The sequence below is a fragment of the Martinezella lusitana genome (assembly GCF_016901135.1).
Classification (GTDB): Bacteria; Pseudomonadota; Alphaproteobacteria; order Rhizobiales; family Rhizobiaceae; genus Rhizobium; species Rhizobium lusitanum_D.
On sequence record NZ_JAFEVL010000062.1, the window covers coordinates 114115 to 128754 of the forward strand.

The window sequence follows — 14640 nt, forward strand, 5'->3', positions numbered from 1 at the left end:
TCTCATGCTGCTCAAAACTCTCGCTATTTCGGCTCTCGTCATTGGCATGTCCAGCGGCGCGATGGCGGAACAGGTGCATAAGCATCACCCCAAGACCCTCAAGGTCGAGACGCTTCAGACCGATGTCGGCGGTGTCGACCACTCGAAGGACGCTATCCTTCCCGACGGCACGATCAATACCGACCCGTCGGTGACCGGCCCGATCCGCGCTGGCGACACGATGTCCCGACTGCAATGCGCTGCCGCACCGAACTCGGTCGGCGCGCGCTCGAACACCTATTCCGCAGGCGCGGCCTCGCTTTGCCCTTGACGGCAGCATTGCATCGGGTGGCTCAGGCCAGTTCGATATCGGTTTGATTGAGCCGGTCGCTTTTCGACAATAGCGGCTGGCGATAATAGCGAGTGCAGGCATAGGTCATACAATCGTCATAGCTAAGGCCCGACGCATGGCTGCCTTGGCCGTTGCGTTCATATGCCTCGACCGCCAGAATGGCGGCACGTGGCGGAACGGCGAGAATCTGGATGTTCATGAGCTGAAGGAAAGCGCGCACCGCTTCCGCAGACTCGGTTGGCGAGAGACCCAGGATGGTGGAGATCTCGATTGCGGCCCGCGCTGCCGCAAGCGGCGAGGTCATCCGCACCGTCGCCGGCTGCATGCGGATGGCAAAGGCCCGCGCCTCCTCCTCGTCAGTCATCATTGCCGACAATACCGAAGCATCGATAAACATCAGGCTTCTCCCGTCGTATGATCGCCCTCGGCTTTGGCTGTCGCCTTTCGCTTGAGGTTGCGGCAGAAGGCGACGGCGACATCGGCAAGGACGGGTTTGGTCAGCTCCTCATCCAGCGCCTTCTGCAATGCGAGCCTCACGGCTTCGGTCTTGGTCGGCGCTTTCGTCAGCGCCTGGTACCGCCGAGCCAGCCGGTCGATTGTGTCGTCCTTGATGTAAAGTGGCATGAGATATCCAATTCAATATGTTGGGATATCCATAGGGTATGTCTCCGACGAGAGCAATCGCGCCGTTATGCCATCAGCGCCGAGGCGATTTTGGCGGCTGATATTCTCGCGATATTTAGATGACGAGCATCATCTAACGTGCTAGCAATAGGGCTAGAGGATATGGTTTACTGACTGTGAGGAGATGTCATGCCCGCTATTGATCCCGTTGTCATCGTTTCGGCCACGCGCACGCCGCTTGGTCGTTTTCAGGGAGAGTTGTCGTCCTTGCAGGCGCCCGAGCTTGGCGCGCATGTCATCCGCGCCGCGCTGGAGCGTGCGGGATTGTCGGCTGATAGGGTGGATGAAGTTCTGTTCGGCTGCGTGCTGCCGGCAGGGCAGGGGCAGGCTCCGGCCCGACAGGCGGCGCGCGGCGCCGGCTTGCCGGATGCGGTGGGCGCCACGACGATCAACAAGGTTTGCGGCTCCGGCATGAAGGCGACCATGCTGGCGCATGACCTGATCCTCGCCGGATCGGCCTCGATCGCGGTTGCCGGCGGCATGGAATCGATGTCGAACGCGCCCTATCTGCTTGCCAAGGCCCGCGGCGGCTACCGCATGGGTCATGACCGCATCTTCGATCACATGATGCTCGACGGGCTGGAGGATGCCTATGAGAAGGGCCGCTCCATGGGCGACTTCGGCGAGATGGCGGTCGAGGCCTATCAGTTCAGCCGCGACGATCAGGATGCCTACGCAGTCGAAACGCTGTCGCGCGCCCGCGCCGCGAGCGAGAACGGCGCCTTCGCGGCCGAGATCACCCCGGTTTCGGTAGCGGCCAAGGGCGGGCCGGTGACGATCGCCAAGGACGAACATCCGCAGAAGGTCTCTCCGGAAAAAATCCCGACCCTCAAGCCCGCCTTCCGCAAGGATGGCACCATCACGGCTGCCAGTGCCTCGGCCAATGCCGATGGCGCGGCCGCGCTGATCCTGACGCGCCGTTCGGTTGCCGAGCGCGAGGGATTGCCCATCCTCGCGGAGATCAAGGCGCATGCCACCCATAGCCAGGAGCCGGCCTGGTACACCACCGCGCCGATCCCGGCCATCCGCAAGGTGCTTGATAAAACCGGCTGGAAGGTCGGCGATGTCGATCTCTTCGAAATCAACGAGGCCTTCGCCGTCGTCGCCATGGCCGCCGCCAAGGATCTTGGCATCGCGCGCGATCGCCTCAACGTCAATGGCGGCGCCTGCGCCCTCGGCCACCCCATCGGCGCCACAGGCGCGCGGTTGATCGTGACCCTGCTGCATGCCCTCAAACGCCAGGGTTCAACGCGTGGCATCGCCGCACTCTGCATCGGCGGCGGCGAGGCGACGGCGATTGCGGTGGAAAGGGTTGGGTGAGTGGAATGATGTAGGGGGCAGGTCAGGCGTGCCTGCCAATGCCGCGCCTGCGGGCATGGCCCCTCATCCTAGCCTTCTCCCGGCAAGCGGGGAGAAGGGACGACCGCGTCAAACAGCGGGTTTGAGGAGAGGGTAGTAGCCAAGGCGGGGAGAGGGTTGGGGTGAGGGGCCAGGCACATCGTTCCGGCATCGACGCATTCGCCTGGCCTGCCGCCACAATAGTCTCACCCCTCCGACAACTCCTCCAAAATCGGGCAGTCCGGCCGCTCGTTGCCGTGGCAGGCATGGACCAGATGTTCCAGCGTGCGGCGCAGTTCCGTCAGTTCGCGGATCTTGCGGTCGATCTCGGTGAGCTTCGTGGTGGCGATGTCCTTGACGTCGGCGCTGGCGCGGCTCTTGTCTTCGTAGAGCGCCAGCAACTGCCGGCATTCCTCGACCGAAAAGCCGAGGCTGCGCGAGCGATGCAGGAAGCGCAGCTTGTGTACGTCGCCGGCGCGATAGTCGCGATAGCCGTTATCGCCGCGGTCGGGACGGATGAGGCCGATATCCTCATAGTATCGGATCGTCTTCGCCGGCAGGCCGGAGCGGCCGGATGCTTCGCCGATGTTCATATAAGTTCTCCTTATCTAGCCAGCCGCAGCCTAAGCGCATTGGCGATGACCGAGACCGAGGACAGGCTCATGGCGGCCGCCGCGATCATCGGCGATAGAAGCAGGCCGAAGATCGGATAGAGCACGCCGGCTGCCAGCGGCACGCCGAGCGCATTATAGCCGAAGGCAAAGGCAAGATTCTGCCTGATGTTGCGGATCGTCGCTTCCGACAGGTGCCGAGCCCGGACGATGCCGTTGAGGTCGCCCTTCACCAGTGTAATGCCGGCGCTTTCCATGGCGACGTCGGCGCCGGTGCCCATGGCGATGCCGACATCGGCGGCAGCGAGCGCCGGCGCATCGTTGACGCCGTCGCCGGCCATCGCAACGATGTGACCCTTGGCCTGCAGCTCGTCGATCAGCGCCTTCTTGCCTTCCGGCAGCATATCGGCGCGGACCTCGTCGATGCCGAGCTGCGTAGCGACGGCGGCGGCTGTCCGGCCGTTGTCGCCGGTTGCCATGACGATCTTCAGGCCGCTCTCATGCAGCGCCTTGATCGCGGCTGCCGTGGTCGGCTTGATGCGGTCGGCGACGGCGAGGAGACCCGCCAACTTGCCGTCGATAACGACGAACATCACGGTCTTTCCTTCGCCGCGCAGACGCTCGGTCTCGGCTTTCAATGCGTCGATCGAGACGGCCAAGTCGGCCATCATGGCGGCATTGCCGAGCGCAATCGCGGTATCGCCAGCACGGCCTTCGACGCCCTTGCCTGATGTTGCCGAAAAGCCGGTGATCTCGACAAAGCGGGCCCCACGTTCCTCGGCGCCGGCAACGATCGCTTCGGCGAGCGGATGCTCGGAGCCGCGCTCGAGGCTGGCGGCGAGCGACAGAAGGTGAGCTTGCTCGATGCCGTCAGCCGTGACGATGTCGGTCAGATTGGGCTTGCCTTCGGTCAGCGTGCCTGTTTTGTCGACGATCAGCGTGTCTACTTTGGCGAAGCGTTCCAGCGCTTCAGCGTCGCGCACCAGTACGCCTTCCTGCGCGCCGCGGCCGGTGGCGATCATGATGGACATCGGCGTTGCCAGTCCGAGCGCGCAGGGGCAGGCGATGATCAGCACCGCGACGGCGGCGAGCAGCGCATGCGCTAGCCATGGTTCCGGTCCGACAAAGGCCCAGACGGCAAAGGCGATAATGGCGGCCGCGACCACTGCGGGCACGAAGACGGCGGATACGCGGTCGACCATCGTCTGGATCGGCGCGCGCGAGCGCTGTGCCTTGGCGACGAGCTCGACGATGCGAGACAGCGTGGTATCGGCTCCGACCTTTTCGGCCAGGATGATCAGCGAGCCGTTCTTATTGATCGTGCCGCCGGTCAGGGCGTCTCCCGTGGCCTTCTCTACCGGCAGAGGCTCGCCCGTAATCATCGATTCATCGATGGTGGATTGTCCTTCGGTAACGGAGCCATCCACGGGCACGCGCTCGCCGGGACGAACGCGCAACCGGTCTCCAACCTCAATCTGGTCGACCGGCACATCCGTTTCGCTGCCGTCGGCGCCGATGCGGCGGGCCGTCTTGGGTGCCAGATCGAGCAGGGCGCGAATGGCTGAGCCCGTGCGCTCGCGCGCTTTCAGCTCCAGCACCTGGCCGACGAAGACCAGTGCGACAATGACGGAAGCTGCTTCGAAATAGACAGGTACGCTCTCGCCATGACCATGAAAGCTCATGGGAAACAGGCCGGGCGCGAGCGTGGCGACGAGGCTGTAGAGATAGGCGGTGCCGACGCCGAGGCCGATCAGCGTCCACATGTTCGGGCTGCGGTTGACGAGCGAATTCCAGGCGCGACGGAAGAAGGGCAAGGCCGCCCAGAGCACGACCGGCGTTGCCAGGGCGAGCTCGATCCATGTCGCGATGGGTTCGCCGATCCAGTCGCGTACGGGCAGGCCGAACATCGGACCCATGCTGATCACCAGCAGCGGCAGCGACAAGGCTGCGCTGATCCAGAGCCGGCGCGTGAAATCGACGAGTTCCGGGTTAGGTCCCTCATCGGCTGACGGCACGCCCATGGGTTCCAGCGCCATGCCGCATTTCGGGCAATCGCCGGCATGGTCGCTGACGATCTCGGGGTGCATCGGGCAGGTATAGAGCGTGCCTTTCGGCACCGGTTTCGGCGAGGGCTTGTGGCCGTCGAGATAGGCTGATGGATTGGCTTCGAACTTGCCCTTGCAGCCGGCGGAGCAGAAATAGAATTTCTCGCCTTCATGCTTCAGGAAATGACGCGCGGTGGCGCGGTCGACGGTCATGCCGCAGACCGGGTCCTTGGCGGAGATGTAGCTTTCCGGTGCGGCTTCGAACTTCTTGCGGCAGCCATCACAGCAGAAATAGAAGGTGCGGCCTTGATAATCGAGCGACGGCTTGCCAGCGGGATCAACGGTCATGCCGCAGACCGGATCGCGGGTAACCGTCTCCCGCGGCTGCCCGTCATGATGGTGATGATGACCGTGGCCATGATGGCTATGATCGTGTTCGTCGTGCAATGCCATATCAAGCTCCATTGCTCCGATGGGAGCGTCGGATAGCTTATGAACCTTCCTGTCACTGGAAGGTCAAGACAAAAAATAGGGATTGTCATCCACAGTTCACAGGGGTCTCTTCCTATCCCGCCGGATCCGGCGATGATAAGTTCCGTAAGAACGGTTCAATGACGTGATTCCAATGCGATATGATCTGACCACTCTCCCGCTGACGACACTCCTGCCTGCCATCATCAAGGCGGAAGACATGCTGGCGCGGCTGGATGAGCGCGTCCTGCGCCACGTTGTGGCGGACGGTTTTCGCGAGCGCGGGCATTTTTTCGACGCTGCGGGCGCGCTCTGGGTCGGCGGCGAGCTGGTGCATGTGGAGGATCTGGTCTTGCACGATGCGCGCATGGATGCACGCACGCCGACGCATGAGCTGACCATCGCCCACGCCGTGTTGCGGGTCAGGCGTCGTCTGTGGAGTGCGGAGCCCTCCTGGGGGCTGGAGGCGGCCGGACTTGCCGCCCTGCGGGGCGATATCGGCGAGGCCGAGGACGTCATCCAGCTGCGTCCCGCGCCGCTCGGCGAGCCTGATGACGGACAAGAGGATGAGGGGGATGATTTCGGCGTCGACTTCGCCGAGATCGACGCCATTCTTGCCCGATCCGACAAGATCCTGAACGGCGGCGTCCCAGATGCCAGGCCGGAGATGATCGACGATCCGCTCGCCCTGGTTCGCGACGAGGATTGGGATGAAGGCGAGCGGCTGGAGAGCTGGCGCGCCATGCTTCGCGAGGCCGATCTGCTGCCGCCGGTTCTTGGCGCCGCCGTGCTTTTCGATGCCTGGGAGCGGATCGAGCCGCTGCGGCGGCAGCATTGGCTCGGTGGCCTGCTGGTCAGCGCCTATCTGCGCAGCCGCGGCAAGGTCACCTCGCATCTCTTCTGCCTGAATGTCGGCCTGAAATCCGTCCGGCACGAGCGGCGGCGTGCGTCGGATCGCACCACACGACTGTTGGCCTTTCTGGACGCCATGGCGCTTTCGGCCGATTCGGGTCTCAAGGAACTCGATCGGCTTTCGCTCGCCAAGCTGCAGATGGAATTGCGGCTCAAGGACCGGCGATCGAACAGCAGCCTGCCTGACGTCATCGATATCGTGCTGTCGCGACCGATCGTTTCGGCGAAGATGATCGCCCGCCATGTCGGTGTTACCCCAAGAGGTGCGCTCAATCTGGTGGCTGAACTCGGCCTGCGCGAGATGACCGGTCGCGGGCGCTATCGCGGCTGGGGCGTGCTGTGATCCTAGGGGACAGCGTGCGCTTGCGCAGCCGCTGATCTTTTGCAACTACAACCCTAGTTTTTGTCCAATGTTACAGTTTGTTACGCTAAGTCGCGCTAAAATGGACAAAATTTAATGGCCATACCAAATTCCTAAGTGGCGCGATGCAAGCTAGAGTCGCGCCATGTGATGCTGGCGGATCGTGGACCGTCGAAGGCTTTGAAGGAAGGTATGTTGATGGCTCGGACCTTTCGGGTCGTAATGTCGCTGGCGGTGATCGGTGCAGTGGCCTATGGCGCCTATGCCACTCGTGATCTCTGGCTTGGCAGCGCCGAGCGGCTGCTCGGCTATCAGAATGCGTCAGCACCTGCCACCCAAGCCCAGGGCGAACGCCGTGCCGGCCAGGGACAAGGCGGCGGCGGTGGAAGACGGCGCAGCCTCTTGCAATTCAGCGGCCCTGTTCCGGTGCTTGTGGCCGAGGCGAAGACAGCCGATGTGCCTGTCTATATCGATGGCGTTGGTTCGGTGAAGGCCTTGAACACCGTAACGGTGCGCGCGCAGGTCAACGGAAAGATCGTGGAAATCGATTTCGACGAAGGCCAGGACATCAAGAAGGGCGACGTGATCGCCCGCATCGACGACGGCGTCTACAAGGCGCAGCGTGACCAGGCGGTCGCCAAGAAAGCGCAGGACGAAGCTCTGCTCGCCGGCGCCCAGCGCGACCTTAACCGCTATCAGCTCATGGTGAAGACCGCTTCGGGCACGCAGCAGCAGGTCGACACCCAGCTGTCGCTGGTGGCGCAATATACAGCGCAAATCCAGGTCGATGTGGCAGCCATAGAAAGCGCCCAGGCCACGCTCGACTATACGACGATCAAGGCGCCCATCGACGGGCGCACAGGCATCCGCAACGTCGATATCGGCAATCTCGTCAGCTCGTCCGACACGACTGGTATAGTGACGTTGTCGCAGATCCAGCCGATCTCCGTCCTCTTTTCCATTCCGCAGCAGCAGCTGGCACGCGTCAACGCAGCCAGCTTGGCCGGAACGCTCGCCGTCCAGGCGATGGGGAACGATGGCCAGACGGTGGTCGACAATGGCTCGCTGGCGGTGGTCGACAACCAGGTCGACCCCACGACAGGCACGATAAGGCTGAAGGCCAATTTCCCGAACGACAAGCTGGCGCTTTGGCCGGGTGCTTTCGTCAACGCGCGTCTTCTGGTCGAGACGCTGAAGGGCGCCACGACCATTCCGAGCGCCGCCGTGCAGCGCGGGCCGAACGGCACGTTCGTCTATATCGTCAACCAGGATGAGACCGTTGCCATGAAGACGGTGAAGGTGCGTCAGCAGGATGACACGCTGGCGGTCATCACCGACGGTGTGGCGCCGGGCGACAAGGTGGTGACGACTGGCTTCGCGCGGCTTCAGGATAAGTCGAAAGTCCAGATTTCAGCCAGTCCGGATCAGGCAACGCCGAATGCGCCGGCAGCGAATGATCAGGGGCAGCCGGTTGCGGAGAACGATCCGCAAAGCGGTCAAACCGACAACGCGAATGGTGGCGAGCGGCCGCATCGTCGGCACAACGGTCAGGGTGGCAATGGCGGCCATCGCGGCCAGCATGCCGCCGGCGCCGGCCAGGGTGCGGATGCCAGCGGCGGCACTGCCCCCGCCACGTCGCCCGCAACACCGACGCAGCAACAATGAACGTTTCGTCGCTCTTTATCTCCCGGCCTATCGCCACCTCGCTTCTCGGGGTCGCTGTTCTCTTGGGCGGCATTCTCGGCTTTCTCTTCCTGCCGGTCGCGCCGCTGCCGCAGGTGGATTTTCCGACGATACAGGTGACGACGCAGCTTCCCGGAGCTGATCCCGACACGATGGCTGCCCTGGTGACGGCGCCGTTGGAGCGACCGCTCGGCCAGATCCCCTCGCTGGCCTCCATGACCTCGTCGAGTGCCTTCGGCATCAGCCAGATCACCCTGCAATTCGATCTTGGCCGCAATATCGATGGCGCTGCGCAGGACGTGCAGGCGGCGATCAATGCCGCCGGCTCGACGCTGCCGCGCACCTTGCCCTATCCACCGACCTATTCGAAGGTGAACCCGGCCGATACGCCGATCGTGACGCTGGCATTGCGCTCCAACAGCTATTCGATCCGCGAACTCAGCGACTTCGCCGATACGATGATGGCGCAGCGGCTAAGCGAGGTTTCCGGCGTCGGCGACGTCAACATCCAGGGCGGCGTCAAGCCCGCCATCCGCATTCAGGTCGATCTGCCGCGTCTCGCCTCCTACGGCCTGGCTCTGGAGGACATACACACGGCGATCACCAATGCCAGCGTTGCCGGCGCCAAGGGCTCGCTTGACGGCACCCAGCAGAGTTTCACGCTTGCGGCCAACGACCAGATCGTCGATCCCAACGTCTATAAATCCGTCATCATCGCCTATCGCAACAATGCGCCGGTGCAATTGAAGGACGTGGCAACCGTCGTCGAAGGGCTAGAGAACAATCGCGTCGGCGCCTGGTATCAGGGACAGCCCGCCGTCATTCTCGATATCATGCGCCAGCCGGGCGCCAACGTCATTCAGACGGTCGAAAGTGTCCTGCAGCAGCTGCCGAAGCTGAAGCAGGCGCTGCCCGCCGGCATTTCGCTTGATATCGTCAACGATCGCACCGAGACGATCAGGGCTTCGATCCATGACGTGCAATGGACGCTGGTCATCAGCATCGGCCTCGTTATCCTCGTCGTCCTGCTCTTCCTGCGCACGGTGACGGCGACGTTCATCGCTGGCGTCGCCTTGCCGCTGTCGCTGATCGCGACCTTCGGTGTCATGTGGTTTGCCGGCTTCAGTCTCGACAATCTCTCGCTGATGGCGCTGACCATCGGCACCGGTTTCGTCGTCGACGATGCCATCGTGATGATCGAGAACATCGCCCGCCATATCGAGGAGGGTGAAAACCCGATGCAGGCGGCGCTGAAGGGCGCTGGCGAGATCGGCTTCACCATCATTTCGCTGACCGTCTCGCTGGTTGCCGTCTTCATACCCCTGCTGTTCATGACCGGGATCGTCGGGCGTATGTTCCGTGAGTTTGCGCTGACGCTCACCATTGCCGTGGTCGTGTCGGCAATCGTGTCCCTGACCCTGACACCGATGATGTGCGCCCGTATCCTGCGAAAGCCCAAAGAGCGCAAGGGTGGCATTCTGGCCGGAACCGACCGTTTCATGGAGCGGCTTGTCGAGGGCTACAGACGCAGTCTCGTCTGGGCCGTGGATCGCAGCGCCCTGATGCTGCTGGTAACGGTGGTGACGCTGGTGGCGACCGTCGCGCTCTATGTCGTCATTCCCAAGGGTTTCGTACCGGCGCAGGATACGGGGCTGATCACCGCCGTCATCGAAGCGGAGCCGACGACCTCCTTCGAATCCATGACGACGATACAGGCGACCGTTGCCGACCGCTTGCGCAAGGATCCCGACGTGAAGGGGGTGGTCTCCGTCATCGGCGCCAGCGCCAGCAATCTGACGCTGAACACGGGCAATCTCAGCCTTGTGCTGAAGCCGAGAAACCAGCGCGACGTTTCCGCCGATCAGATTATTGACCGGATGCGCGGTGAAGTCGACGGTCTGCCCGGTATCCATGTCACGTTCCAGAGCGTGCGCGGCATCTCGATCAGTACCCGGGCAAGCCGCGCACCCTATCAATACACTTTGACTGGGACGGATACGGCAACGGTGGTCGACTGGGCCGCAAAGCTCACGCAGCGGCTGCAGGAGAGCCCGAAGCTCATCGACGTCACTTCCGAGGTCGAAATGGGCGGCGGCCGCATCTTCGTCGATGTCGATCGCGAAACCGCCTCGCGGCTCGGCGTTTCGATGCAGGCCGTCAGCGATACGTTGAATGATGCGTTCGGCCAGCGTCAGATCGCTACGATCTATGGCCAGGCCAACCAGTATCGCGTTATCCTCGAGGCCGCGCCGCAATACCAGTCCGATCCGAAGTCGCTCGACAAGCTTTACGTTGCAGGGGCCAGCGACACGCAGGTTCCACTTAATGCGTTCACGACAGCGACATTCACGACGGCGCCCCTGGTCATCAGCCATGACGAGCAGTTTCCGGCCGTGACGATCAGCTTCGATCTCGCCAAGGGCGCTTCGCTGAGCGAGGCCGTGGCAGAGGTCCAGGCGGCCGAGCTGGACATTGACATGCCTGATACCATCCAGCGCAAATATTCGGGTGATGCCGAGGAATTCGCCTCTTCGCTCGCGGGCGAACCCTGGCTCATTCTCGCGGCCGTCGTAACGATCTACATCGTGCTCGGCTTGCTCTACGAGAGCGCCGTGCATCCGATTACCATCCTTTCGACGCTGCCTTCGGCCGGCGTCGGCGCGCTGCTCGCACTGATGCTGTTCGGGCAGGATCTGTCGATCATCGCCTTGATCGGCATCGTGCTACTGATGGGCATCGTGAAGAAGAATGCGATCATGATGATCGACTTCGCGCTGGAGGCGGAACGCAAGGAAGGTCTTCCGCCGCGCGAGGCCATTCTCAAGGCCTCGATCCTGCGTTTCCGCCCGATCATGATGACGACGCTGGCGGCACTCTTCGGCGCGCTGCCATTGGCCCTGGCGCAAGGCACGGGTGCCGAGCTGCGCATCCCGCTCGGTATTACCATCATCGGCGGTCTCGTGCTTTCTCAGCTTCTGACGCTCTATACGACGCCGGTGATCTATCTGGCCTTCGAGCGCCTGCGTGCCCGCATCGTCGGCCGCACGAGCGGAACGCCGAGCCCGGAGATGGACGAACTGGCGGGTGGTGAGACATGAACCTCTCCGAGCCGTTCATCAAGCGCCCTGTCGGGACGACGCTTCTGGCGATCGGGCTGATGATCCTCGGCATCGTCGCCTATCGTTTCCTGCCGGTGGCAAGCCTGCCGACCGTCGATCTGCCGACGATCGTCGTCTCCGCCGGCCGCCCGGGCGCCGATCCCGCCAGCATGGCGGCAAGCGTCGCGGCGCCGCTCGAGCGCCATCTCGGCACCATTGCCGGCATCACGCAGCTGACCTCGGTCAGCTCGCTCGGCTCGAGCACCATCATCGCGCAATTCGATCTCTCGCGCAGTGTCGATGGCGCGGCGCAGGATGTGCAGGCCGCTTTGAATGCGGCCGCGACCGACTTGCCGGGCGACCTGCCGACATTGCCGTCCTTCCGCAAGATCAATCCGGCTGCGGCTCCCGTCCTGATCCTGGCGCTGACGTCAGACAATGTCGCGCCGAGCGCCATATATGATGCGGCGGATACGGTGGTCGTGCAGCGTATCTCGCAGGTGGATGGTGTCGGCGGCGTGACGGTCAGCGGTGCCGATCAGCCGGCGGTGCGGGTCAGGCTGGATCCCGACCGTCTCTCGGCGATGGGCCTGTCGCTCGATGCCGTCCGCACGGCGATCGTCAACGCCAACGTGCTCGGTCCTTTCGGCTCTATCGACGGCGCCAGCGGCGCCTTCTCCATTGCAGTGAACAGTCAGTTGCGGACGCCGGAAGCCTATGGAAGGCTCATCGTGCAGAGTGGCGATGGCACGGCCGTCCGCCTGTCGGATATCGCGACCGTCGAGCCGGGCGTGCGCAACAGCCGCTCCGATGCGTGGTACGACGGCAAGCCCGCCGTGCTTCTCAACATCACCAAGCAGGCGGATGCGAACGTCATTGCCACCGTCGATGGTGTCAAGGAGCTGATCCCCGAGCTGCAGAGGCTCATCCCCGCCGGCGTCAAGATAGCAGTCCTTTCCGACCGCACCACGACGATCCATGCCAGCGTCAACGATATGCAGTGGACCCTGCTCGCTACCATCTGCCTGGTCATGGCCGTGGTCTTCGTCTTTCTGCGGCGTGCCACGCCGACAGTTGCAGCAGGCGTCACCGTGCCGCTCTCATTGGCCGGAACCTTTGCCGCGATGTGGCTGTTCGGACTGTCCATAGACAACCTTTCTCTCATGGCGCTCGCCGTCTCGGTGGGCTTCGTCGTCGATGATGCCATCGTCATGATCGAGAACATCTATGCCAATCTGGAAACCGGCATGAAGCCGATGCGGGCGGCGCTCGAAGGGGCAAGGCAGATCGGCTTCACGGTCGTTTCCATCAGCCTGTCACTACTCGCCGCCTTCATTCCCCTGTTCTTCATGGGCGGCATCGTCGGCCGTTTCTTCCAGACTTTCTCGCTGACGCTCGGATTTACTATTGTCGTTTCAACGCTGGTGTCGCTGACGCTCACGCCGATGATCTGCGGCCATCGCCTTCGCCAGCACGACATTGATGCCCGGCCCGGCCCGTTTGGCCGCATCGTCGAAGGCACACTGGGCGCTATTATCGGCTTTTATGGCCGCACCCTGAAAGCAGTGCTGCATCACCGCGTGCTATCAGTGCTTGTTATCATCGCCTGCGTCGTGATGTCGGCCTATCTCTACGTTAAGGTGCCGAAGGGTTTCATTCCTCAGGACGATACAGGCTTCATCCAGGGCGGGACGCAGGCTGCGACCGATATTTCCTATCCGGCCATGGTCAAATTGCAGCAGCAGGCGGCGGATATCGTCGCCCAGGACCCTGCGGTCTCGGGTCTTGGTTCTTCCGTGGGCGGCGGCGGCTTTTCCAGCTCCATCAATCGCGGGCAGCTCCTCATTTCGCTCAAGCCGGAAGGGGAGCGTGCGCCGACGGCTGATGTCATCGACCGGCTTCGCAAGCAACTCATGGCCGTTCCAGGGCTTAGCACCTTCCTGTTTTCGCCCGGCGACATCCGTGCCGGGGCTCGCCAGTCGCAGTCGCAATATCAGTTCACGCTCTGGGGCGCGAATTATGACGAGCTGGTGGATTGGGCGCCGAAGGTGCTGGAACGCATGCAAGCTCTTCCGGGGCTGACCGATGTCGCGACCGACAGGCAGCCCAACGGCCTGCAGGCGACCGTCAATATCGACCGGAGCCTCGCTTCCCAACTCGGGGTCAACATTCAGTCCATCGATGCCGCACTGAACAACGCCTTCGCTCAGCGGCAGATCTCGACGATCTATACGCAGCGCAATCAGTATCGTGTCGTGCTGGAGGCTAATCCGAACTACGCCCTCGATCCGCATGATATTTCCAAGCTCTATGTGCCGGCCTCCGGTGGCACGCAGGTCCCCCTCAGCGCCGTCGCATCGATCGACCGGACGCTTGCGCCGCTGGTGGTCAATCATCAGGGCCAATATCCGTCCGTCACCATTTCCTACAATCTGGCGCTCAACACACCGCTGCAGGTGGCGAACGACGCCATCCAGAAAGCGGTGCTCGACATGCACCTGCCCGACACACTGCATGCGGATTTCGCCGGCGATGCTGCAAGCGTCACACAGTCGTCCAGCAGCCAGCCGCTCCTGCTTCTGGCAGCGCTTCTGACGGTCTACATCGTTCTCGGCATTCTCTATGAAAGCCTGGCGCATCCGCTGACGATCATCTCGACGCTACCATCAGCCGGCCTGGGCGCCCTGCTGGCGCTCGTGATCAGCGGTACGGAACTGACGATCATCGCCTTCATCGGCATTATCCTGCTGATCGGCATCGTCAAGAAGAACGGGATCATGATGGTGGACTTCGCCCTGCAGGGTGAGCGCACGCTCGGCCTATCCTCGGAGGAAGCGATCTATCAAGCCTGCCTCAAGCGTTTCCGTCCGATCCTAATGACGACGCTGGCCGCGCTCATGGGGGCTATCCCGTTGATCATCGCGACCGGCCCAGGTTCGGAGCTTCGCCGTCCGCTGGGTATCACCATCGTCGGCGGCCTTGTCGTGTCGCAGGTGTTGACGCTCTACACGACGCCGATCATCTATCTGATGCTTGCCAAGCTGCATGCACGATGGTCGCCGAAGCAAGAGCCGGCACCGCCGATGTCTTCGCTGTCAACTTGAGT

At 62.8% G+C, this 14640-nt stretch carries 10 protein-coding genes; 6 read left to right on the forward strand and 4 right to left on the reverse strand.

The genetic code is table 11. The features are described 5' to 3' along the window. The first annotated feature begins 4 nt into the window (after positions 1-4). Positions 5-310 carry a hypothetical protein gene (locus JTP94_RS26970; protein ID WP_204853476.1) on the forward strand — a complete coding sequence of 102 codons (306 nt, stop codon included), beginning with the start codon at positions 5-7 and terminating at the stop codon, positions 308-310. A gap of 22 nt (positions 311-332) precedes the next feature. Here the strand turns inward: JTP94_RS26970 and JTP94_RS26975 are convergent, their stop codons facing one another. Both JTP94_RS26975 and JTP94_RS26980 read right to left on the reverse strand, forming a co-directional pair. Beyond that, entirely contained in the window at positions 333-728 is a 396-nt protein-coding gene (locus tag JTP94_RS26975) for a type II toxin-antitoxin system VapC family toxin (protein WP_204853477.1), read from the reverse strand. Then, positions 728-955, reverse strand: coding sequence for a type II toxin-antitoxin system VapB family antitoxin (locus JTP94_RS26980; protein WP_204853478.1), 228 nt, complete (start codon positions 953-955; stop codon positions 728-730). The genes JTP94_RS26975 and JTP94_RS26980 overlap by 1 nt, the downstream gene beginning before the upstream one ends. 189 nt (positions 956-1144) lie before the next feature. Between JTP94_RS26980 and JTP94_RS26985 the strand changes: the two genes are divergently transcribed. Further along, a complete protein-coding gene (locus JTP94_RS26985; protein ID WP_204853479.1) occupies positions 1145-2335 on the forward strand; it encodes an acetyl-CoA C-acyltransferase in 1191 nt (396 codons plus the stop codon). Positions 2336-2559: 224 nt separating this feature from the next. Here the strand turns inward: JTP94_RS26985 and cueR are convergent, their stop codons facing one another. Next, on the reverse strand, positions 2560-2946 hold the full coding sequence (cueR, locus tag JTP94_RS26990) for a Cu(I)-responsive transcriptional regulator (protein WP_204853480.1): 387 nt from the start codon (positions 2944-2946) through the stop codon (positions 2560-2562). Positions 2947-2957: 11 nt separating this feature from the next. Then, positions 2958-5462 (reverse strand): heavy metal translocating P-type ATPase, encoded by a 2505-nt coding sequence (locus tag JTP94_RS26995; protein ID WP_204853481.1) that lies wholly within the window; start codon positions 5460-5462, stop codon positions 2958-2960. Between the two features lie 172 nt (positions 5463-5634). Here JTP94_RS26995 and JTP94_RS27000 point away from each other — a divergent pair, with 172 nt between their 5' ends. The 4 genes from JTP94_RS27000 (at position 5635) to JTP94_RS27015 (ending at position 14638) form a co-directional block, all read left to right on the forward strand. After that, on the forward strand, positions 5635-6735 hold the full coding sequence (locus JTP94_RS27000) for an RHE_PE00001 family protein (protein ID WP_204853482.1): 1101 nt from the start codon (positions 5635-5637) through the stop codon (positions 6733-6735). A gap of 216 nt (positions 6736-6951) precedes the next feature. Continuing rightward, positions 6952-8418 carry an efflux RND transporter periplasmic adaptor subunit gene (locus JTP94_RS27005; RefSeq protein WP_204853483.1) on the forward strand — a complete coding sequence of 489 codons (1467 nt, stop codon included), beginning with the start codon at positions 6952-6954 and terminating at the stop codon, positions 8416-8418. Continuing rightward, complete coding sequence (locus JTP94_RS27010; RefSeq protein WP_204853484.1) at positions 8415-11534, forward strand: efflux RND transporter permease subunit; 3120 nt, start codon at positions 8415-8417, stop codon at positions 11532-11534. The genes JTP94_RS27005 and JTP94_RS27010 overlap by 4 nt, the downstream gene beginning before the upstream one ends. Continuing rightward, a complete protein-coding gene (locus tag JTP94_RS27015; RefSeq protein WP_204853485.1) occupies positions 11531-14638 on the forward strand; it encodes an efflux RND transporter permease subunit in 3108 nt (1035 codons plus the stop codon). Before JTP94_RS27010 ends, JTP94_RS27015 begins: the two co-directional genes overlap by 4 nt. The last annotated feature ends 2 nt before the right edge of the window (positions 14639-14640 follow it).